The organism is Streptomyces sp. NPDC047841 (assembly GCF_040704085.1).
GTDB classification, from domain to species: Bacteria; Actinomycetota; Actinomycetes; order Streptomycetales; family Streptomycetaceae; genus Streptomyces; species Streptomyces argyrophylli.
Genome location: NZ_JBEYRP010000011.1, coordinates 45,285 through 65,038, shown reverse-complemented (window position 1 = coordinate 65,038; position 19,754 = coordinate 45,285). Strand labels below are relative to the sequence as shown.

The following is a 19,754-nucleotide window of genomic DNA, read 5'->3' as shown; positions in this document are numbered from 1 at the left end:
GACGTGTTCCTTGCTGGTGCTGGTGCTGGTGCTGGTGCTGGTGCTGGTGCTGGTGCTGGTGCTGGTGCTGGTGCCAGTGCCAGTGCCGGCCCGCGTCCGCCGCGTACCGCCCCGGCCCGGGCCGGCCCGGCGCCGTACGGCCGCCCGGCGCGGCGGTGCGGCTGTCCGCCGGCACCCGGGGCGCGGGGACCCGTCCGGCAGCATGCCCCTCCCCGCGCCCAGCGAGCCGCCCCGCCGCGCCCCCCGCGAGCCGCGTCGCCCCGGCGTCCTGGGCCGCGTACTCCCCGGGGAGTACTCCTGATCACCTCGCCCGGCTGACGCCGTCCCGGCGCGTCGGCGTCTAGCGTGGCCCGCATGGACGAGCAGCAGGGCGGCGGCCCCCCGCACTGGGGGCGGTACGGGCCGCCGGGGTGGAAGCGCCCGGACCGCGCCGAGGCGCACCGCGCCCGGCTGCCGTGGCGTTCCACCGTGCTCATCACCGCGTTCGTGCTGGCCGGGAGCGACTTCGCGGCGCACGGCCAGCCGGACCGGGTGCCGCTCGACGGCTACGCGCGCGTGCTGTTGCTCGCCGCCTCGGTCCCGCTGCTGTGGCGGCACCGCCACCCGGTGGCGGTGGCGTTCGGGACGGCCGCTGCGGCCCTGGCCTATCTGGCCCTCGGCCACCCTTACGGACCGGTCTTCCTCACCGTGGCGGTCGGCTGCTTCGGCGCGGTCGCCGCCGGGCACCGGCGGGCGGCCTGGGCCGCCGTGGCCCTGCTGTGGGCGGGACACGTCCTGGTCGCGCTCTGGCTGTACCGGTGGCTGCCGCCCGCCGGCGACCACGGCGCGGGCATCGGCCAGGAGATCGTCGTCGCCACCTGGGTGCTGGCCGTCGTCGCCCTCGCCGAACTGGCCCGGGTGCGGCGCGAGCAGTGGGCACGGGAGCGCGCGGACCGCGCGGAGGCCGCACGGCGGCGCGCGGACGAGGAGCGGCTGCGCATCGCCCGCGAACTGCACGACGTCCTCGCCCACAGCATCTCCGTCATCAACGTCCAGGCGAGCATGGGACTCGCGCTGCTGGACGGCGACCCCGAGCAGGCGCGGGCCGCGCTCACCACCATCAAGGCCGCCAGCAAGGAGGCGCTCGGCGAGGTGCGCCAGGTCCTCGGCACCCTGCGCGCCCCGGGCGCCGCGCCGCGCGCTCCCGCGCCCGGCCTGGACCGGCTGCCGGAACTGGTGGAGCAGGCCGCGGCGGCCGGCCTGACCGTCGAGACCGAGGGCGAGCCGCCCCGGCTGCCGCCCGGCGCCGACCTGGCCGCCTTCCGCATCGTGCAGGAGGCCCTCACCAACGTCGTACGCCACTCCGGATCACGGCACGCGCGCGTGTGTTTCGCGTACGCCGACGGCGTCCTGCGGCTGCGCATCGACGACGACGGACCGGCGACCGGCGCGGACGCCGGGGGCGGCGGCAACGGGCTGGCCGGCATGCGGGAGCGGGCCGCCGCGCTGGGTGGCACCGTCGAGGCGGGCACGCGCCCCGACGGCGGCTTCCGGGTGCTCGCCGTCCTGCCCTCGCACCTCGGGGAGGACCGGTGATCCGGGTACTGCTCGCCGACGACCAGTCGCTGGTGCGCGCCGGTTTCCGGGCGCTGCTCGACGCCCAGCCGGACATCGAGGTGGCCGGTGAGGCGGCCGACGGCGAGGAGGCGCTGCGCCGGGTGCGCGAACTGCGGCCGGACGTCGTGCTCATGGACATCCGCATGCCGCTGCTGGACGGTCTGGCCGCGACCCGGCGCCTCACCTCCGACCCCGGGTCGGCGGACGTGAAGGTGGTCGTGCTCACCACCTTCGAACTGGACGAGTACGTCTTCGAGGCGATCCGCGCGGGTGCCTCCGGCTTCCTGGTGAAGGACACCGAGCCGGAGGAACTCCTGCGCGCGGTACGGGCGGTGGTCGAGGGGGACGCACTGCTGTCGCCGGGTGTCACGCGCCGGCTGATCGCCGAGTTCGCGGCGCGGTCCAAGCAGCCCGCGGCCGCGGACGCGCTCGCCCGGCTCACCGAGCGGGAACGGGAGGTGATGGCACTGGTGGGCATCGGCCTGTCCAACGAGGAGATCGCCCGCCGGCTGGTGGTCAGCCCGCTCACGGCCAAGACGCACGTGAGCCGGACCATGGTGAAGCTGGGCGTCCGGGACCGTGCCCAACTCGTCGTCCTCGCCTACGAGTCGGGGCTGGTACGGCCCGGCTGGCTGGGCTGAGCCGTCCGCCGGAAGCGCACCAGCACGCTGATCACCCGGGCGACGAACACGACCGCCGCGACCGTCATGCCGAGCCGCGGCAGGACCTTCGACGGCAGGTCGGGCAGGTCGAAGAGGAGCGCGGGACCGGCCACGGCCCCGAACAGCACCGCCGCAGCGAACGCGGCGCTGACGAGCGCGTAACCGGTCTCCACCGTCGCCGCGTCCCGCTCCGCCTTGTTCCGGCGTCCCCCGTCCGCATACATCCCGTCAGTCTCACAGGCGTGCGCCCGGCGGGGCAAGCGGTCCCCGCCGGGCGCACGCGCGGAGGCGTCCCCCTCTTCGCCCGGTCTCGCCTAGTCGCGGACCGGTACGCGATCCGCGTCCGCCTCGGTCACGGTGCCCGCCTCGGTCGCGGTGGACCTGGCGACCACGACCGAGCGTCCCCGGCGGGTACGGCGCAACCCGGTGAGCGACAGCAGCAGTCCCACGACGGCCATGGCCGCGACCACGACCAGCCCGGGCCGGTAGCTGTCCAGGACGGCCTGCGGGGTGGCCTTCGCGGGAGCGTGCGCGGTCACCACCGCCGTCACGACGGCCAGGAAGAGCGCGCCGCCCACCTGCACCGAGGTGTTCAGCAGGCCGGAGACCATGCCCTGCTCGTGCTCGTCCACGCCGTTGGTGGCCTGCACGTTGAGGGACGGGAAGGTCAGCGCGAACCCCGAGCCGACCAGCAGCATGGTCGGCAGGATCACGGCCGCGTAGACCGGGTGCAGGTCGACGCGCAGGAACAGCACGTACCCGGCCGCCAGCAGGACGAAGCCGACCACGATCAGCCGCGCGGTGCCGAACCGGTCGATGACGGCCCCGACCTTGGTCGCGGAGAGCGCCACCAGCGCGCCCGCCGGCAGGAACGCCAGCGCCGTGTGCAGGGCCGACCAGCCCAGCACCTGCTGCATGTAGAGCGTGACCAGGAACTGGAACCCGGTGTAGCTGCCGACGAACGTCAACGCGCCCAGCTGGGCCCGGACCTGCGGCCCGGAGCGCAGCACCCCGAGCCGGATCAGCGGGCTCGGGCTGCGCAGCTCGACGAGCACGAAGGCGACCAGCATGACGGCCACGGCGGCGAAGGACAGCAGCGTCCGGGCGGAGGCCCACCCGGCCCCGGGCGCCTCGACGACGGTGAACACCAGCAGCAGCATCGAGGCGGTGCCGAGGACGGCACCCGGGACGTCGTAGCCGCCGTGGTCGCGTTCGCGCTCGCTGCGCGGCAGCAGCCTCGTGCCCACGAGCAGGGCGAGGAGTGCGACGGGGGCGGGCAGCAGCATGGTGAACCGCCAGCTGGCCTCGGTGAGCAGCCCGGAGAAGACGAGGCCCATGGAGTAGCCGGCGGCGGCGCAGGTGGTGTAGATCGACAGGGCCCGGTTGCGCAGCGGGCCCTCCGGGAACGTCGTGGTGATGATCGACAGGCCCGCCGGTGCCGTGAAGGCCGCGCTCAGGCCCTTGATGAAGCGGCTGGCGATCAGCAGCGGTCCGGAGTCCACGAGTCCGCCGAGCAGCGAGGCCAGTGCGAAGACGCCGAGCGCCACCAGGAACACCTGACGCCTGCCGAGCAGGTCGGCGGTCCGGCCGCCGAGGAGGAGCAGGCCGCCGTAACCGAGGATGTAGCCGCTGACGACCCATTGCAGGGTCGACGTGGTCAGGCCGAGATCCGAGCCGATGGACGGCAGCGCGACGCCGACCATCGACACGTCCAGTGCGTCCAGGAACATCGCGGCGCAGAGCACCAGCAAGGTGCCCCACAGTCTGGGTGTCCAGCGGACCGCCGGGGACGGGGTCGCGGACGTGGTGAGCGGAGAGGTCATGCCGCGTACATTTACATGCGTGTGCATGAGATGCAAGTGCATTTAATGACGGTGCAATAATCGCGTCGCTCTGCTACGGTGCGCTCATGGCGGCGAAGAAGCAGCCCGAACAGGCGCTCGTGGAGCAGTGGCGGGACATCCTCGCCCTGCATGCCCGCACCCAGTGCGAAGTGGACCGGGCGCTGCACGGGCACGGACTGTGCGCGAGTGACTTCGAGGTCCTCGACCTGCTGGCCGAGGGCGCGGCGGCGGACGGCGGCTCCGCCTACCGGGTGCAGGAGATCTCCGACCGGGTCCACCTCAGCCAGAGCGCGCTGTCCCGGCTCATCGGCCGGCTGGAGAAGGACGGCCTGGTGGAGCGGGCCATGTGCCCGGAGGACCGGCGCGGGGTGCGGGTGGCCCTCACGGCGAAGGGGCGCGCGCTGCACGGCGAGGTGCGGCCGGTGCAGCGGGCGGTGCTGGCGAGGATGCTGGCCGAGACGGACTGACGGGTCCCGGCGCCGGCCGGTGCCGTGGGGGTCGCCGGCGCGAGGTGCAACTGATCGGCCGGCCTTTGGAGTTCGGCCGCGGCCGGGCCCGGACGAGGAGGCGGCGTCGGCCGTCGTGGCTGTCGTCGGAGGGCGTCCGGGGCGCCTGCCGGGGCGACCTCGCGGCGGCCCAGCGGCACGGCGCGGGGATCGCCGGCCGTGGCGACGGCCGCGGTACGGCGATCAGGCCGCGGGAGATCCGCGAGGCGCTCCGGCGCGGCGGCCACCGGCACGGACGTCACCGGCCGGGGGTGGGGCGGCGGCCCTCGCCGCCGCGCTCAGCGCGCGAGGGCCCCCATGGGGTCCCAGGCGGGGAGGACGATCGGCGGCCGGTCGAGGGCGGCGGCCAGCTCCGGCGGGAGGGCGGAGCGGCGTACGGCGATCTCGAAGACGTGCTCGCCGAACCACGAGTCGTTCATGGTCCAGAAGCCCTTGTCGGCCTTCGCCTCACCCCAGCTGTTCTCCACCCGCCAGCGGCGCGGGTCGCCGTCCACCACGTCGACGCCGGTGAACAGCATCGCGTGGGTCATCTGCGTATCGTGGTGCAGCAGCCGGTCGGCCTTGTCCAGGGTGAACGGGGCGTCGTAGACGGCCGCGTAGTCGAACAGCGCGGCGTCCCAGACGCCGGCGTCCGCGCGCATCATCTTGGCCACGTCGCAGCCGAACCACACCGGCTCGCCGCCGACGACCGCCTCCATGGCCAGCCGCTTCAGCAACTCCACCGGCGCGTTGAGGTAGACCACCGGCGGGGCGTCCACGACATTGCCCAGGTACTCGACGGTGAACGTGCGGCCGACCGGGCTCGACTCCCGCGGATCGTGCACCAGGCAGACGTACTCGTCCAGCGGCAGCTCGACGTACTCGGCGGCGAACTCGGCCGGGGTCAGCCAGCCGGCGCGGTGGAACTCCCTGTCCCTGTCCTCCCACTGCCACAGGAACCGCTGCGGAGGCGTGCCGAGATGGATGCTGAGCACCCGGTGGACGGCGGCCAGCACCTCCCGCTTGTGCCCCCGCTGGGCCCCGACCCCCTCGGCGGCCAGCCGGCGCAGGTCGCGGGCGCCCTGGCGGAGCAGGGTCTGCAGGGCCCGGTTCATCGCCCGGGTCGAGGAGGAGCTGTCGGTCTCCGGCATGGCCGACTTGGGGACCAGGCCGTGCTTGGCGACCAGGGCGACGAACATGTTCCACTGGCCGCCGTCACCGATCGGATCCGCCAGCAGGTGCGCCACCGTGCGGTCGTCCACGTCCCGGTCGGAGGTCTCGACGACGGCCTCCAGGAAGTGGTTCGCCCGCTCGAACTTGTCCCACCACAGCAGGTAGTTCTGCGAGAACTCGAAGTCCTTCACGCCCAGCTTCCGTGCGGCGCCGACCCTGAGCAGGTTGAGCCCCGCGAACATCCAGCAACGGCCGCTCTGCTTCTGGTCGGTGACCTTCCAGTCGTCCAGGTGGTGGGAGACAGAGTGGTCGATACCGGTGAGTATCCGCCGGTCGAGGGCGACGTCGTCGACGGGCGTCTGGGTGACCGCGTTCTGCATCAGCCGGTTCACCGGGCGAGCGGCGAAATCCTTCTCGAACAGCTCCCGCTGGTCGGGCGTCAGACCGCGCTCCATGGGCCGGCGGGAGTCGTCGTTTCCGAAGGTCACGGTGGTCCGCCTCCAGTTCCCAGGGTTTCATGACGGGAGCGCGCCCTCACCGTCGCACGGCGGTTCGGCCGCAGTCAACGGAGTGTCGCAGCACAGCGCCCGCCATCCGTGGCGCCGGCCTGTTCGGCACGTGGACTGCTGTGCGCATTCCTGAACGCCCGGCGGAAACAGGTCGGTTAATGCTCGCTCACGAGCTGGTTGCGGACGGGTGAGCGCGTCATGATGGGCCCATGACGTTGGCCTCGCGCGCGCTCGCGCAACTGGCGACCTGGCCGGACCTGAGACAGGCCGTCCCGAGCTGCGGTCTGGGACAGGCGGTGCGGTCGGCCCAGGGGGAGATCGCGCACTTCCACTCCGAGCGTGACGTGGATCTGCGGCTCACCGACCGGGCCATCCGGCGGTTCGCCAAGGACCTCCGGGGCTCGGACGCCATCCGGGTCGTGCCCGGCTCGCAGTGGGTCACCCTGCGCCTGGACGCCGCGAGCGACGTCGACCTGCTGCTGACGCTGGTCAGCGTGGCGCTCCAGGCCCCCCAGACGTGGCCCGACCCGGCGGACCGGGCGGTCGCGGGATGCAACGACCAGCGCGGCGCGGGGTTCGTGAAGGCCGACCTCGGCGGTCTCTGAGGCGGCGGCGGAAGCTGGGGGGCCGGTCCGGCCGGGGCCGTCTCAGACCGCCAGCACCCGGACGCCCGCCTCCTCGAACCGCCGCACCGTCTCCCGTTCCGCCGCCGTGTCCGTCACCAGCGTGTCCACCAGCTCGGTCCCGCAGATGCGGGCGAACGCGCGGCGGCCCAGCTTGCTGGAGTCGGCGGCGACCACCACCCGCTCGGCGCGCTCGCACAGCAGCCGGTTGATCGCGGCCTCGGCCTCGTCGTGCGCCGCCGCCCCGTGCGTCACGTCGAGGCCGACGACACCCAGCACCGCCACGTCGAGCGTGATCTGGCCCAACACCCCGTCTGCGAGCGGGCCGACGAGTTCGTACGACTGCGCACGCGCCACCCCGCCCGTCACCACGATCTTGAACTGGGGGCGTACGGCGAGCTCGTTGGCGATGTTGAGCGCGTTGGTGACCACGGTGAGCGCCGGTGACCCGGTGGCCAGGTCACCGCGCACGGCCAGCGCCCGGGCGACCTCCGTGGTGGTGGTCCCGCCGGTCAGTCCCACCGCCTCGCCCGGTGCGAGGAGTTCGGCCACCGCCTTGGCGATGCGCTGCTTCTCCGAGGCGCGCCGGGCCGTCTTTGCGCCGGACAGGGCGAGACCGACGCGTTCCCCGCCTCCGAGTTCCCGCACGGGCGGCCGTACGACCGGATCCTCGCCCTCACCCGGTCCGGCACCACCACCGAAGTGCTGGCTCTGCTGAGCGAGTCGGCGGGGCGGACCCGCACCACCGCCGTGACCGCCGACCCGGACACCCCGGTCGTGTCGGCCGCCGACGACCTCGTCGTCCTCGACTTCGCCGACGAACGCTCCGTCGTTCAGACCCGGTTCGCGACCACCGCGCTCACCCTCCTGCGCGCCCACCTCGGCCTGCACACCGACGCCGTCGTCGCCGACGCCCGCACCGCCCTCGCCGCTCCCCTGCCCGAAGGGCTCGTGGAGTGCGCGCAGTTCACCTTCCTCGGGCGCGGCTGGACCGTCGGACTGGCCCACGAGGCCGGGCTGAAGAAGCGCGAGGCCTCCCTCTCCTGGACCGAGTCCTACCCGGCGATGGAGTACCGGCACGGCCCGATCAGCGTCACCACCGGAGGAACGGCCACCTGGATGCTGGGCGCGCCCGAGGGACTCGCCGACCAGGTCCGCGCCACCGGCGGCCTGTGGATCGAGGGCGGGCTCGACCCCCTCGCCGAACTCGTCCGGGTCCAGCGGCTCGCGGTCGCCGTCGCCGCCGCCCGCGGTCTCGACCCCGACCGGCCGCGGCACCTCACCCGCTCGGTGATCCTCGCCCCCTGAACCCGCCGGCCCTCCCGGAAGGACACCTCACGTGCCCCTCGCGTCCACCGGCGAGCTGATCACCCGGGCCGCCGCCGCCCGCCGTGCCGTCGCCGCGTTCAACGTCATCACCCTGGAACACATCGAGGCCGTCGTCGCCGGCGCCGAGTCGGCCGGCGCACCCGTGGTCCTCCAGGTCAGCGAGAACGCCGTCACGTACCGCCACGGACGGCTGCGGCCGCTGGCCCGCGCCGTCGCCGCCGCCGCCGAACGGGCCGCCGTACCCGTCGCCCTGCACCTGGACCACGTCCAGAGCGACGACCTGCTGCGCCAGGCGCCCGGCGCCGGGTTCAGCTCGGTGATGTACGACGCGGCCCGCCTGCCGTACGCCGGCAACCTGGCCGCCCCCCGGGCCGCCGTCGACTGGGCGCACGCCCGAGGCCTGTGGATCGAGGCCGAACTGGGGCAGATCGGCGGCAAGGACGGCCGGCCCCCGCTGGACGCGCACGCGCCCGGCGCCCGCACCGACCCCGGCCAGGCGCGGGACTTCGTCGCCGGCACCGGCGTCGACGCCCTGGCCGTCGCCATCGGCAGCGCGCACGCCATGACCACCCGAACCGCCGTCCTCGACCTCGGCCTGCTGGCGCGGCTGTCCGCCGCGCTGACCGTGCCGCTGGTCCTGCACGGCTCCTCCGGGGTGCCGGACGACGGTCTGGTCGCGGCGGTCGGCGGCGGCATCGCCAAGGTCAACGTCGGAACCGCGCTCAACGCGGCCATGACCGGGGCGATCAGGGAGTTCCTCGCCGCCCGTTCCGAGGCCGTCGACGCGCGCACCTACCTCGGCGTGGGCCGGGAGGCGATGGCCTGCGAGGTACGGCGGATCATCGGGGTCCTCTCCCGGACCGGCGGCTGACCAGCCCGGCTCCCCGCAGCGCGCCTAACCCCTCTTGACCGCCCTCAGCACCACGAACTTCGGGTCGGACGCCACCAGGTCACTGTTGCCGAACAACCGCCTCAGCTTCACGTGGTAGCCCAGGTGCCGGTTCCCGATCACCCACAGCTCACCCCCCGGCCGCAGCGCGCGCAGCGCCCCCGTGAACATCCGCCACGCCACCGCGTCCGTGGTCGCCTGGTGGGAGTGGAACGGCGGGTTGTTCAGGACCAGGTCCACACTGCCGGGCGCCACCCCGGCCAGCCCGTCCCCGACCCGGAACTCGGCGTGCCCCGGCACCCCGTTCGCCTTGTACGTCGCCTCCGCCGAGGCCACCGCCTGGTACGACTCGTCCACGAACAGCACCTCGGCCCCCGGATCGGCCAGCGCCACCGCCGTACCGACCACGCCGTTGCCGCAGCCGAGGTCCACCACGCGCCCGGCGCCGGGGCCGGGCAGGTGCCGGAGGAGGAAGCGGGTGCCGATGTCCAGCCGCTCGGCGCAGAAGACGCCCGCGTGGTTGACCACCGTGCGCCCCGACACCGCGCCGACGCCGTCCGGCAGGGCGTAGCTGTACGGCCACGGGTTCGCGGGCCGCTCCAGCGCCGGGTCCGGGGTGCAGAAGATCAGCCGGGCCTTCTGCCGGGCCAGCGAGGTCCGGGTCGGGCCGAGGATCCGCTCGAACAGCCGCAGCGTCGAGGTGTGGATCTCCTTCACCATCCCGGTGCCGATCACGACCGTGCCCGCGTGCACGGCGGGCGCCAGCCGCAGCAGCTGGTCCTCCAGCAGCGCCAGGCTCTTCGGCACCCGCACCAGCAGCACGTCCACCCGCTCCGGCGGCGGGTCCTGCGTGGTGAGCAGGCGTACGGCACCGGGCTCCACGCCCGCCCGCGCCAGGTTCGCCCGGGTCGCCTCCTGGCCGAGGAAGGAGTCGGTGATCTGCGTCGGCCGGTGCTCCGCCAGCGCGGTCACCAGCGCGCCCCAGCGGTCCCCGACCACCACGACCGCGCCCGTGAGCGGTACCTTCTCCTCCGCGAGGTGGCGCAGCAGGTACACGTCGGAGGCGTCCCAGGCGCGCAGCGGGTCGCGGGGGTCCTCGGGGAAGCGGGTCAGCCCGACCTCGCCCCACGGTGTCGTCATACGGTCGCTCATCGTGCGTCCAGGCTAGCGGAGCCGCAGATCAGAGGGCGTGGGGCAGGATGGGGGCATGGAGGACGAGCTGTTCGGCCGGGAGCGCGCGGAGGTCGCTCCGGGCGCCGTGCACGTCCCGGACTGGCTGGACGGCGAACGGCAGCGCGCCCTGCTCACCGCCTGCCGCGACTGGGCCCGGCCCCCCGCCGGACTGCGCACGGTGCGCACGCCGGGCGGCGGCACGATGACCGCGCGCCAGGTCTGCCTGGGCTGGCACTGGTACCCGTACGCCTACGCCCGCACCGTCGTCGACGGCGACGGCAGCCCCGTGAAGCCGTTCCCGGACTGGCTCGACGCGCTGGGCCGCCGCGCGGTGGCCGACGCGCTCGGCCCGGACGCCGTACCGGCCACGCCGTACGACATCGCACTGATCAACTTCTACGACGGTGACGCCCGCATGGGCATGCACCGCGACGGCGACGAGAAGACCGACGCGCCCGTGGTCTCGCTCAGCCTCGGCGACACCTGCGTCTTCCGCTTCGGCAACACCGGGACGCGCGGCAAGCCCTACACCGACGTGGAACTGCGCAGCGGCGACCTGTTCGTCTTCGGCGGCCCGTCCCGGTTCGCCTACCACGGCGTGCCGCGCGTCCGCCCCGGCACGGCCCCGGCCCGGCTGGGCCTCGACGGACGGCTGAACATCACCCTGCGGGTCAGCGGCCGGTAGCCGGCAGGCGCAGGCCGCCCGGGGTGCGGATCATGGGAGACTCGCCCTCATGAGCGGCAAGGCGGAGCCCCGGGCAGCGGGGGAGAGGACCACCTCGAGGGGACGGCTGGACCGCGGGCGCGCGGCGCTCGGGCCGGCGCTGGAGCTGGTGCACACCGGACGGGCGCCCACCCGCGCCGTACTCACCGCCGAACTCGGCGTCACCCGGGCGACGGCCGGCGCGGTCGCCGCCGAGCTGGAGGCGCTGGGCCTGATCCGCGTGGACGCCCGGCCCGGCTCGGCCGCCGGCTCCCAGGGGCGTCCCTCGCACCGGCTGGAGGTCGCCGAGGACGGTCCGGTCGCACTCGCGGCGCAGATCCACGCCGACGGCTTCCGGGCCGCGCTGGTCGGTCTCGGCGGCCGGATCGTGGCGACCGCGCCCGGCTGCGAGACCGTCGACGCCGACCCGGCGAAGGTGCTCGGCTCCGTGGTCGAGGCGGGCGCGGAACTGCTGCGCCGCACCGGCCGGCGCTGCGTCGGCGCCGGACTCGCCGTGCCGTCCGCCGTCGCCGAACCCGCCGGACTGGCCCTCAACCCCCTGCACCTGGCCTGGCCCGCGGGCGCCCCCGTCCGGGAGATCTTCGCGGAACGCGTGCGCGCCGCGGGCATCGGCGGGCCCGCGTTCGCGGGCAACGACGTCAACCTCGCCGCACTCGCCGAGCACCGGCACGGCGCCGGCCGGGGCGCGCGGGACCTGCTGTGCGTCGCCACCGGGCACCGGGGCGTCGGCGGCGCGCTCGTCCTGGACGGCCGTCTGCACACGGGCAGTTCGGGGCTCGCGCTGGAGGTCGGCCACCTCACGGTCAACCCCGAGGGCCGCCCCTGCCACTGCGGCAGCCGGGGCTGCCTGGACGTCGAGGCGGACCCGCTCGCCCTGCTCGTGGAGGCGGGCCGGGAGCCGGGCCCCGAGGTGTCGCTGGTCCAGCAGGCGGGCGACCTGCTGCGCACCCAGTACGACGACCCGGCCGTCCGCAGGGCCGCCGAGGTCCTCATCGACCGTCTCGGCCTCGGCCTGGCCGGCCTGGTCAACATCCTCAACCCCGACCGCATCATCCTCGGCGGTCTGCACCGCACCCTGCTGGACGCGGACCCCGGCCGACTCCGCGCGGTGGTCGCCGACCGCAGCCTGTGGGGCCAGAGCGGCGGCGTCCCCATCCTGCCGTGCACCCTGGACCACAACAGCCTGGTCGGCGCGGCGGAACTCGCCTGGCAGCCGGTGCTGGACGATCCACTGGAGGCGCTGGCCGGGAGCGACTAGGTGTGCTGTCCCGGGACGTTGGTGACACGCGTGCTGGGTGCTTGAACAAGTGAGGGCAGCGTAGGACACGGCACTGACAACGGGTCCCGTCCCCGGACCCGCCGGCGCGACGGCCGCCACAGTCACGCGAGATCGGCCAGGAGCGCGTCGAGCGTCCTGGTCAGGGCCGTGGAGCCGGCTGCGTCGAACCATGTCGTGCGGACGCGCTCGTGCAGGCCGTTCGGTGTCTCGTGGCCGCCCGCGAGCCGGTGCGGGGAGCGCGTGCCGTCGCCCGGCGCACGCCCGGCACCCTGGAAGAGGCCGCGGACGTAGCGCTCCGCGTCCCCCGCGGGCACGCCCTGCCGCGCGGCCCAGCCGGTGAGCGTGGCCAGGTACGCGTCATGCGTGGTCAGCGTGCCCGTGAGCGCGCAGAAGACGCGGAAGGCAGCTTCGTCCGCGACGGGGAGCGCCTCGCCGAGGCCGTCGAACAGCGCGTCCACGACCGGGTGCGAGGGGTACGTCACGGTGACGGACCGTCGCTCGCGCACAGCGGGCGACGGGAGGGCGCGCACCACCGGGACGCCGGTGCCGAGCGTCCGCCGCAACTCGTCGGCACCGACCCCGGCCATGACGCTCACGACCACACGGTCGCCGCCGACCCGGAGCCCGGCGAGTGCCTCGGCGCGGTCCTGCGGGCGGACGGCGAGGACCACCACGTCGGAACCGTCCACCACCTCCTGGTCGCCGGCGCACACCCGCGCGTTCGGATACCGCAGGGCCAGCTCGGCGGCCGTGTCCGGCCCGCGCGGTGAGAGGAGGATCTCCGGCGGTTCCCCGGAGCCGTGGCACAGCCCGTCCACGAGGGCCCGGCCGATGCCGCCCACCCCGATGACACCGACCCGTTCCCCGGCGGCCCTGACCGTGACCGTGGTCGTGCCCGAGGGTGCCCGGCGGGGCCGCGGCACCAGTTCGCCTCCGCAGTTGGGGCAGACCTGGCCCAGGGCCGCCGCGCACGCCTCGCAGAACGTGCACTCGTACGAGCAGACGCGGGCCGGACCGTCCGGCGGCAGCGGGGCGGTCTCACAGCGCTCGCAGCGGGCGCGCATCTCCAGGCCCATGTTCTCCCGTCCCTCCGGACGGCGGTCGGTGGTAGGCGGTCGTCGGCTCTCGTGTGCCGTCCGCTCCCATCCTGTCGGCCACGGCCGCCGGCGGAAGCATCCGGGGGGACAGGCGACCACAGGATCGGGCCACGGCCCGCTCAGGTCCAGCCGGCCCCGAACGCCCGCCCCGGGTGCTCCGTGAGGGCGCGGTCCACCGGGCCCGCCCTCACCGCCTGGTCCAGCCGCCGGCGTACCCGGCGCAGCGGGTACGGCATCCCCGGCCCACCGTCGACCGAGCGGGCCCCTGCGGGGGCCGTGTCACCGCCCAGCGGCAGCCGGTCCCCGAACCCGGCCTCCGCCAAGGCCCGTACGGCCTCGGGCTCCCGCCAGTCGGTGGCGTGGTGGGCGCGGGACGGGCCGTCGAAGGTGCTGCGTCTCGTCCCCTGTACCCAGTCCCACACGCCCAGCAGGACCACGACCGGATCACCGCGGCGCTGGACGGGCGGGAGACCACCCTCGTGCCCGGACACCGCGTCTCCGTGCGGTACGCGCCGTTCGACGTCAGCCAACACCAGCTCTTCGCAGACCCGTACGAGGCCGACGCCGTGGAGAACGGCTTCATCGTCCATCGCGGCCTGCACGTCACCGCCATCGACGACCCCACCGACGACCCCACCGACGACCATCTCCACCCGGTCGGCTTCGTCGCGCACGGCTGTGCCGATCGTGGCGGTGACGCGGGCGTGGCGTTCCGGTGTTGAGCAGCCGGCATTCAGCCGGAGTACACGCTGCTTCCACCTCGTTTCTCCAGAGTTCCGCCTCGTGCCTACTTCACACTCACGCGTCGGCGTCGCCTCCGTATGCGCCGCGGCTTTGACGTTCTCAGGTCTGGTTGCCACGGGGCTGTTCGCCGCTCAGCCCGCGGCTGCCGCTGACCCGGCCGGCTACCAAAACGTTCGCATCAATGAGGTCACCTCTTCGAACAGCGACACGGTGGAGCTGTACAACACCGGCTCCACCGCGGTGAGTATCAGCGGCTGGAAGATGTCCGACGACAGCTTCTCGCCACAGTCGTTCACCCCGTCCGCCACCACGATCACGGCCGGCGGCTTCGTCACCTTCAACTCGCCCAAGGGGCTCGGTGACTCCGACAAGCTGGTGATCTACACGGCCGACGGCACGGTCGTCGACCGCGTGGAGTGGGCCGCCAACGGGGCGAAGCCGGCGATGGCCCGCTGCGGGGGCGACGGCACCGGCGCGTGGGTGACCACGACCAAGGCGACCACGTTCGGCGCCGCGAACGTCTCCGGCTGCCCGTCGTCGATCCCGTCGGCCGGCCAGGTGCGGATCAACGAGGTCACCTCCGACGGCGCGGACACCGTGGAGCTGTACAACGGCGGTACGAGCGCAGTCGGCATCGGATCGTGGAAGTACGTCGACAACGACACCAGCCACTCCCCGGTCTCGGTCGCTTCCTCCTCGCCGAACGCGACGAGCATCCCCGCGGGCGGCTACGTCACCTTCGACTCCACTCTCGGCCTGGGCGACGCCGACTCGCTCTTCCTCACCGACAGCAGCGGCAACTCCGTTGATTCGGTGACCTGGGCCACTGGCGGTGCCAAGCCGTCCGACGAACGCTGTGCCAACGGCACCGGCTGGTTCCAGACCTCCACGACCGCGACGCTCGGAAGCGCCAACTCCTGCTCCGGCGGCGGAAGCGGTGGCGGTGGCGGTGGCGGTGGCGGGCAGACCGGCCATCTGCTGGGCGGTGGGGGCTCGCTGACCAGCGGCTGCACCCCTGAGGCGCCCTCCGGTACGGGCACGGCCCCAGCGGGCACGTCGGCGTGGCCGGGCGGGCTGGACGTCACGATCACCGACAACGTCTGCGCTTTCACCACGTCCACCGGACCCGAGGGCCGTGACGTGAGCGGGCTGGCGTTCGACCCGGCGAACCCGTCGGTGCTGTGGGCGGCGAAGAACAAGAACTGGCTGTACAAGCTGGTCAAGAGCAACGGCAAGTGGGTCCCGGACCCCTCGTGGAGCGCGACCGGCAAGCAGATCCGCTTCGCGGGCGGCTCGGGCCAGCCGGACTCCGAGGGCGTGACGGTCGGCGGCAACGGCCACATCTACGTGACCTCGGAGCGTGACAACGCCGACAACACCGTCCCGAAGGACACGATCATGGAGTTCGACCCGGCCGCGACCGGATCGACCCTGACGCCGGTCCACCAGTGGGACATGACCTCGCAGTTCCCTCAGCTCAACACCGGCAGCAAGGACGACGCCAACCTGGGCTTCGAGGGCGTCGGGTACGTGCCGGCCAGCTGGCTGACCGCGAACGGCTGGACCGACCCGCTCACCCACGCCGCCTACAACCCGGCGAACTACCCGCTGCACGGGTCGGGCCTGTACTTCGCCGGTCTGGAGTGGGACGGCACGCTGCGCGTCTACGGGCTGAACTCCGACGGCACGTACACCACGTTCGGCACCATCCCGACCGGCAAGGCATCCGTGATGGACGTGACGTTCGACGCCGGAACCCAGCGCATCATCGCGACCTGCGACAACACCTGCGGCGAGACGCACACGTTCATGAAGGTCGACGCATCCGGCGCGATCGTGCCGGAGGTGACCTACACGAACCCGACCGTCATGCCGGTCGACAATCTGGAGGGCTTCGCTATCGCGCCCACGTCGACCTGCGCCAACGGGTTCCGCGAGGCGGTCTGGAGCGATGACGGCATCTACGGCTTCGGCTCCGCAAGCTCCTCCAACGGACACGCCCTCTACAGCGGCACCTTCCCCTGCTGAGAGCCCAGATCGCGGGAGACGGCTCACGGGGACTGACTGATCATGGGCCGGTCACGCTCCGTCGGCTGGTCCGTCGCGTCTCGGCCGGGCAGCCGCCGGAGCGCGGGGGCGGACACCACGGGTCACTGGGACACAGAGGCGGGCCGCCCCTGGGGGCGGCCCGCCTCGGCACCGTGTCTCAACGTCGCGGTGGCCGGCCGGGAGCCGTCCGTGGGCTGAACGTCGCGGTGGCCGGCCGGGGCCGCCTCTGGGCTGAACGTCGCCGTGGTCGGCCGGGGGCCGCCTGTGAGCTGAGCGTCGCCGTGGTCGGCCGGGGGCCTCCGCGTGTCAGGAGGGCACGGCGGCCGACCGGGCGGGTGCCGGTGTTCCGGCCGGTGTGGGGGCGGGGCCCACGGTGGGGGCGGGCGCCGCCACCGGTGCCGTGGCCACGGCGGCGACGGCCGGCGTGTCGACGGCCGGGCGCGGACTGCGGCCCGGCCGTCGCCGTGGCCCGGCGGGCTAGTGCGGGCCTGGTGCTCCCGGCCGGTCAGCCGGGGGCGTGGCCGGCCGGGAGCCGTCCGTGGGCTGAACGTCGCCGTGGTCGGCCGGGAGTCTCCGCGTGTCAGGAGGGCACGGCCGCCGACCGGGCGGGTGCCGGTGTTCCGGCCGGTGTGGGGCCGGGGCCCACGGTGGGGGCGGGCGCCCCCACCGGTGCCGTGGCCGCCGCGGCGACGGCCGGTGTGTCGACGGCGGGCGCGGTACGGCGCAGGGGCGGGGGTGCGGGACTGGTGAGGGGCGCGGCACTCGCCGGTACAGGGGCGGCCGGGGCCACGCGGGGCGCCGTCGGACCGGGTGCCCCCGCGGGGACAGCCGCCTCCGCCGGACCGGCCGCCCTCGTGGGCACGGCCGCCCTCGTCGCAGCCGGCGCCGGTGTGCCCCGTACCGCTCCGCGCGGCGATCCCGACGGATGGCTGCGGGGCGTCACCGGGGCCGGGAGCGTGAACCAGACGACCTTGCCGTTCTCGCCGTCCGGGCGGGCGCCCCAGCTCTCGCTCACCGCGGCCACCATGGCCAGGCCCCGCCCGCAGGTCGCCAGCGGCGTGGCCGCCGTCGCCTCCGCGGACTCGGCCGGCACCGGAAGGCGCGGATCGTGGTCGCGCACCGACACCGTGAGCCGGTCCGGCAGCAGCTCCAGCTCGACGGTGCACGACTTGTCGGGCCTGGCGTGCCGGTGGACGTTGCTCAGCAGCTCCGTCACACCGAGCGCGGCCCGGTCGATCAACGGGTCCATATGCCAGTAGCGCAACTGCGCAGATACGATTCTGCGGACCTGGCCGATCCGCGACGGCAGGGCTTGGAGCTCCACCATGCAGTGCCTGCTTGGGTGACTGATCACGGCTGCGACTCCCCGATGTGAGGTCCGGAGGAACCGGAGGAACACGGAGAACAACGGATCCAGCAGGGTGCTTGCGTCCAAACGTCCGCCTGCTGTCGTGGCCGGCGGGCTGGTTCGCAGCGTTATCGCCGGTAAACCCAGAGTGACGTGAGACAAGCGTGGCGCAGCGGATACGCTCCCGCAACTCGCCGCTACCGACCGCTGCCCGGCGTGTTCGACCGGCCGCCGTTCAGCAGGCGCGGCCGGCTGCCGCCGGTCGTGTGCGGGCGCGCTCGTCAGCCGCCGCGTCCCGCCGCCCGGCGGACCGCCTCGACGAACCGCCGTGCCGCGGGCGGTCCGGGCCGGCCCGGCGCGGGATCGCGCGCGCCCATCGTCAGCAGGTACCGCGTGCCGTTGACGTCGGCGAGCGCCCGGTCGTCCGGTACGAACCACGGCGTGGACGCGCGCACCGCCTGCACCGGCGCGCTGTCTATCTCGCTGCCGTAGCTGGTGAGCAACTGGAGCCTGCCGTCGCTGATCCGGACCTGTCCGGCCCGGGTGAGCGAACGCAGGCGTTTGCCGATGCGCACGCCGGTGGCCGTGAACTCCGGTTCCGCCATGTCTGGCCGCCCCCTCGCGGTGTTCCCGTGATTCCCTGTTGCGCCCCCGTCCGGGACCGCGGTCCCGTCGCGTGCAGTCTGCCCCTGCTCGGCGTGGAGCACCAGTACGCGCGGGGCGCGTGCGGCAGCCGCCCGGAGCACTCGCGCCCATGCGCCCCCCTGGGGCTCGCACACCCGTGCCCCAGCGCGTCTTTGGGTGGCTAAAAGATGCGTTTATGCAGGTGGGAAGCGGTGTGAAAGGTGCCTATGCTCGATCTGCCGGCCCGCGCGAGGCGCTGTCGGCAAGCAGCGTAAGGAGCCCCGCCGTGAGCACCACTCCCCAGATCAGCACCGGCGCCACCCTCGACGTCGACCGCAGCGATCCCGCCTACCGTGACTGGCTGAAAGAGGCCGTCCGCAAGGTTCAGGCCGACGCGAACCGATCCGCGGACACGCACCTGTTGCGCTTCCCGCTGCCCGAGCGGTGGGGTATCGACCTCTACCTCAAGGACGAATCCACCCATCCCACCGGCAGCCTCAAGCACCGGCTCGCCCGTTCCCTGTTCCTCTACGGCCTCTGCAACGGCTGGGTCCGCCCCGGCCGCCCGGTGATCGAGGCGTCCAGCGGTTCGACGGCGGTTTCCGAGGCCTACTTCGCGAAACTGATCGGCGTGCCCTTCATCGCGGTCATGCCGCGCACGACGAGTGCGGAGAAGATCCGCCTGATCGAGTTCCATGGCGGACGGTGTCACTTCGTGGACGACCCCCGGAAGATGTACGAGGAGTCCGCACGCCTCGCGGTGGAGACCGGTGGTCATTACATGGACCAGTTCACCTACGCCGAACGCGCGACGGACTGGCGCGGCAACAACAACATCGCCGAGTCGATCTTCCGTCAGCTGCGGCTGGAGCGGTTCCCGGAGCCGGCCTGGATCGTCGCCACGGCGGGCACCGGCGGCACCTCCGCGACCCTCGCGCGCTACGTCCACTACATGCAGTACGACACCCGCGTCTGCGTCGCCGACCCGGAGAACTCCTGCTTCTTCGAGGGCTGGACGACCGCCGACCCGGACGTCACCTGCGACTGCGGCTCCCGGATCGAGGGCATCGGCCGGCCGCGCATGGAGCCGAGCTTCGTGCCCGGTGCGATCGACCGGATGATGAAGGTCCCGGACGCGGCCAGCGTCGCCGCCGTACGGGCCCTGGAGGCGGCCATCGGCCGGAAGGCGGGCGGCTCGACGGGCACCGGCCTGTGGAGCGCGCTCAGGATCGTCGCCGAGATGGTGGCTGGGGAGCGCACGGGCAGCGTCGTCACGCTGTTGTGCGATCCGGGCGACCGGTACCTGGACAAGTACTACTCGGACGCGTGGCTCGCGGCGCAGGGCCTGGACATCGCGCCGTACACCGCCGCCGTGGACACGTTCCTGGCCACGGGCGTGTGGCCGGACTGAGTCGCCCTCCACCCCTCCTCGGGCGGCACCTTCCCGGGCAGCCGGCGCGCGTCAGCCGGGTTGCGGTGTTGTGAGGGTTTGGTGACGTCTCAATTGGGGCCCTCGGAAAGCCGGTTGGATCTAAGCGGCTGATAAGATCATCCCACTTTTCAGTGGACTGACGGCGTGTCATGAACGCGTCTGGGGGACAGTCTC

17 protein-coding genes and 5 pseudogenes are annotated in these 19,754 nt (G+C 73.7%); 12 read left to right on the top strand and 10 right to left on the bottom strand.

Translation table 11 applies throughout. The features are described from left to right. Window positions 1–10: 10 nt before the first annotated feature. From AB0947_RS19430 to AB0947_RS19420, 3 genes are read left to right on the top strand one after another with little or no spacing between them, the layout of a single operon-like run. The gene (locus AB0947_RS19430; RefSeq protein ID WP_366751553.1) at window positions 11–301 is read left to right on the top strand and encodes a hypothetical protein; all 291 of its coding nucleotides are present in this window, start codon (window positions 11–13) and stop codon (window positions 299–301) included. A gap of 53 nt (window positions 302–354) precedes the next feature. Further along, on the top strand, window positions 355–1,575 hold the full coding sequence (locus AB0947_RS19425) for a sensor histidine kinase (RefSeq protein WP_366751552.1): 1,221 nt from the start codon (window positions 355–357) through the stop codon (window positions 1,573–1,575). Then, the gene (locus AB0947_RS19420; protein ID WP_366751551.1) at window positions 1,572–2,237 is read left to right on the top strand and encodes a response regulator transcription factor; all 666 of its coding nucleotides are present in this window, start codon (window positions 1,572–1,574) and stop codon (window positions 2,235–2,237) included. Before AB0947_RS19425 ends, AB0947_RS19420 begins: the two co-directional genes overlap by 4 nt. Here AB0947_RS19420 and AB0947_RS19415 read toward each other — a convergent pair. Continuing rightward, complete coding sequence (locus tag AB0947_RS19415; RefSeq protein WP_366751550.1) at window positions 2,198–2,482, bottom strand: DUF6332 family protein; 285 nt, start codon at window positions 2,480–2,482, stop codon at window positions 2,198–2,200. The genes AB0947_RS19420 and AB0947_RS19415 overlap by 40 nt on opposite strands. A 90-nt stretch (window positions 2,483–2,572) precedes the next feature. Beyond that, a complete protein-coding gene (locus AB0947_RS19410) occupies window positions 2,573–4,081 on the bottom strand; it encodes an MFS transporter (protein WP_366751549.1) in 1,509 nt (502 codons plus the stop codon). Window positions 4,082–4,167: 86 nt separating this feature from the next. On the opposite strand from AB0947_RS19410, the gene AB0947_RS19405 reads away from it, so the two are divergent. Further along, window positions 4,168–4,569 (top strand): MarR family transcriptional regulator, encoded by a 402-nt coding sequence (locus AB0947_RS19405; protein ID WP_366751548.1) that lies wholly within the window; start codon window positions 4,168–4,170, stop codon window positions 4,567–4,569. 317 nt (window positions 4,570–4,886) lie between these two features. Here AB0947_RS19405 and AB0947_RS19400 read toward each other — a convergent pair whose 3' ends face one another. Then, on the bottom strand, window positions 4,887–6,248 hold the full coding sequence (locus tag AB0947_RS19400) for a C1 family peptidase (protein WP_366751547.1): 1,362 nt from the start codon (window positions 6,246–6,248) through the stop codon (window positions 4,887–4,889). Window positions 6,249–6,478: 230 nt separating this feature from the next. On the opposite strand from AB0947_RS19400, the gene AB0947_RS19395 reads away from it, so the two are divergent. Next, window positions 6,479–6,874 (top strand): luciferase family protein, encoded by a 396-nt coding sequence (locus tag AB0947_RS19395; protein WP_366751546.1) that lies wholly within the window; start codon window positions 6,479–6,481, stop codon window positions 6,872–6,874. Window positions 6,875–6,916: 42 nt separating this feature from the next. Here the strand turns inward: AB0947_RS19395 and AB0947_RS19390 are convergent. After that, a pseudogene (locus AB0947_RS19390) lies at window positions 6,917–7,489 on the bottom strand (alkaline phosphatase); the annotation flags it as partial. A gap of 3 nt (window positions 7,490–7,492) precedes the next feature. Between AB0947_RS19390 and AB0947_RS19385 the strand changes: the two are divergent. Together AB0947_RS19385 and AB0947_RS19380 are read left to right on the top strand one after the other, a co-directional pair. Further along, window positions 7,493–8,200 (top strand): annotated as a pseudogene (locus tag AB0947_RS19385) (sugar isomerase); the annotation flags it as partial. Window positions 8,201–8,231: 31 nt separating this feature from the next. Then, the gene (locus AB0947_RS19380; protein ID WP_366751545.1) at window positions 8,232–9,092 is read left to right on the top strand and encodes a class II fructose-bisphosphate aldolase; all 861 of its coding nucleotides are present in this window, start codon (window positions 8,232–8,234) and stop codon (window positions 9,090–9,092) included. Window positions 9,093–9,116: 24 nt separating this feature from the next. On the opposite strand, the gene AB0947_RS19375 is transcribed toward AB0947_RS19380, so the two are convergent. Continuing rightward, complete coding sequence (locus AB0947_RS19375) at window positions 9,117–10,250, bottom strand: methyltransferase (protein WP_366751801.1); 1,134 nt, start codon at window positions 10,248–10,250, stop codon at window positions 9,117–9,119. 67 nt (window positions 10,251–10,317) lie between these two features. Here AB0947_RS19375 and AB0947_RS19370 point away from each other — a divergent pair, with 67 nt between their 5' ends. Together AB0947_RS19370 and AB0947_RS19365 are read left to right on the top strand one after the other, a co-directional pair. Beyond that, a complete protein-coding gene (locus tag AB0947_RS19370) occupies window positions 10,318–10,968 on the top strand; it encodes an alpha-ketoglutarate-dependent dioxygenase AlkB (protein WP_366751544.1) in 651 nt (216 codons plus the stop codon). 49 nt (window positions 10,969–11,017) lie between these two features. Further along, window positions 11,018–12,265, top strand: coding sequence for an ROK family protein (locus AB0947_RS19365; protein WP_366751543.1), 1,248 nt, complete (start codon window positions 11,018–11,020; stop codon window positions 12,263–12,265). 122 nt (window positions 12,266–12,387) lie between these two features. Here AB0947_RS19365 and AB0947_RS19360 read toward each other — a convergent pair whose 3' ends face one another. The 3 genes and pseudogenes from AB0947_RS19360 to AB0947_RS19350 all read right to left on the bottom strand — a co-directional run. Then, the gene (locus AB0947_RS19360) at window positions 12,388–13,209 is read right to left on the bottom strand and encodes an NAD(P)-binding domain-containing protein (RefSeq protein WP_366751800.1); all 822 of its coding nucleotides are present in this window, start codon (window positions 13,207–13,209) and stop codon (window positions 12,388–12,390) included. Beyond that, window positions 13,192–13,362, bottom strand: a pseudogene (locus AB0947_RS19355) (DUF1272 domain-containing protein); the annotation flags it as partial. The pseudogene AB0947_RS19355 and the gene AB0947_RS19360, both read right to left, overlap by 18 nt. 140 nt (window positions 13,363–13,502) lie before the next feature. Then, window positions 13,503–13,769: pseudogene (locus AB0947_RS19350) on the bottom strand (phosphotriesterase); the annotation flags it as partial. A 93-nt stretch (window positions 13,770–13,862) separates the two neighbouring features. Here AB0947_RS19350 and AB0947_RS19345 point away from each other — a divergent pair. Continuing rightward, entirely contained in the window at window positions 13,863–14,105 is a 243-nt protein-coding gene (locus AB0947_RS19345; protein WP_366751542.1) for a hypothetical protein, read from the top strand. 61 nt (window positions 14,106–14,166) lie between these two features. Next, window positions 14,167–16,155, top strand: coding sequence for a lamin tail domain-containing protein (locus AB0947_RS19340; protein ID WP_366751541.1), 1,989 nt, complete (start codon window positions 14,167–14,169; stop codon window positions 16,153–16,155). Window positions 16,156–17,119: 964 nt separating this feature from the next. Here AB0947_RS19340 and AB0947_RS19335 read toward each other — a convergent pair. Together AB0947_RS19335 and AB0947_RS19330 are read right to left on the bottom strand one after the other, a co-directional pair. Next, window positions 17,120–17,530 (bottom strand): annotated as a pseudogene (locus tag AB0947_RS19335) (ATP-binding protein); the annotation flags it as partial. 275 nt (window positions 17,531–17,805) lie between these two features. Next, a complete protein-coding gene (locus tag AB0947_RS19330) occupies window positions 17,806–18,129 on the bottom strand; it encodes a hypothetical protein (protein WP_366751540.1) in 324 nt (107 codons plus the stop codon). A gap of 305 nt (window positions 18,130–18,434) precedes the next feature. Between AB0947_RS19330 and AB0947_RS19325 the strand changes: the two genes are divergently transcribed. Next, window positions 18,435–19,559 carry a PLP-dependent cysteine synthase family protein gene (locus AB0947_RS19325; protein ID WP_366751539.1) on the top strand — a complete coding sequence of 375 codons (1,125 nt, stop codon included), beginning with the start codon at window positions 18,435–18,437 and terminating at the stop codon, window positions 19,557–19,559. Window positions 19,560–19,754: the final 195 nt, after the last annotated feature.

Bases quoted from the DNA above. Each gene is read 5' to 3' on its own strand.
- AB0947_RS19425 (WP_366751552.1), top strand. From the start codon at position 355: ATGGACGAGCAGCAGGGCGGCGGCCCCCCGCACTGGGGGCGGTACGGG.
- AB0947_RS19370 (WP_366751544.1), top strand. From the start codon at position 10,318: ATGGAGGACGAGCTGTTCGGCCGGGAGCGCGCGGAGGTCGCTCCGGGC.
- AB0947_RS19410 (WP_366751549.1), bottom strand. From the start codon at position 4,081: ATGACCTCTCCGCTCACCACGTCCGCGACCCCGTCCCCGGCGGTCCGC.
- AB0947_RS19415 (WP_366751550.1), bottom strand. From the start codon at position 2,482: ATGTATGCGGACGGGGGACGCCGGAACAAGGCGGAGCGGGACGCGGCG.
- AB0947_RS19375 (WP_366751801.1), bottom strand. From the start codon at position 10,250: ATGACGACACCGTGGGGCGAGGTCGGGCTGACCCGCTTCCCCGAGGAC.
- AB0947_RS19395 (WP_366751546.1), top strand. From the start codon at position 6,479: ATGACGTTGGCCTCGCGCGCGCTCGCGCAACTGGCGACCTGGCCGGAC.
- AB0947_RS19330 (WP_366751540.1), bottom strand. From the start codon at position 18,129: ATGGCGGAACCGGAGTTCACGGCCACCGGCGTGCGCATCGGCAAACGC.
- AB0947_RS19365 (WP_366751543.1), top strand. From the start codon at position 11,018: ATGAGCGGCAAGGCGGAGCCCCGGGCAGCGGGGGAGAGGACCACCTCG.
- AB0947_RS19405 (WP_366751548.1), top strand. From the start codon at position 4,168: ATGGCGGCGAAGAAGCAGCCCGAACAGGCGCTCGTGGAGCAGTGGCGG.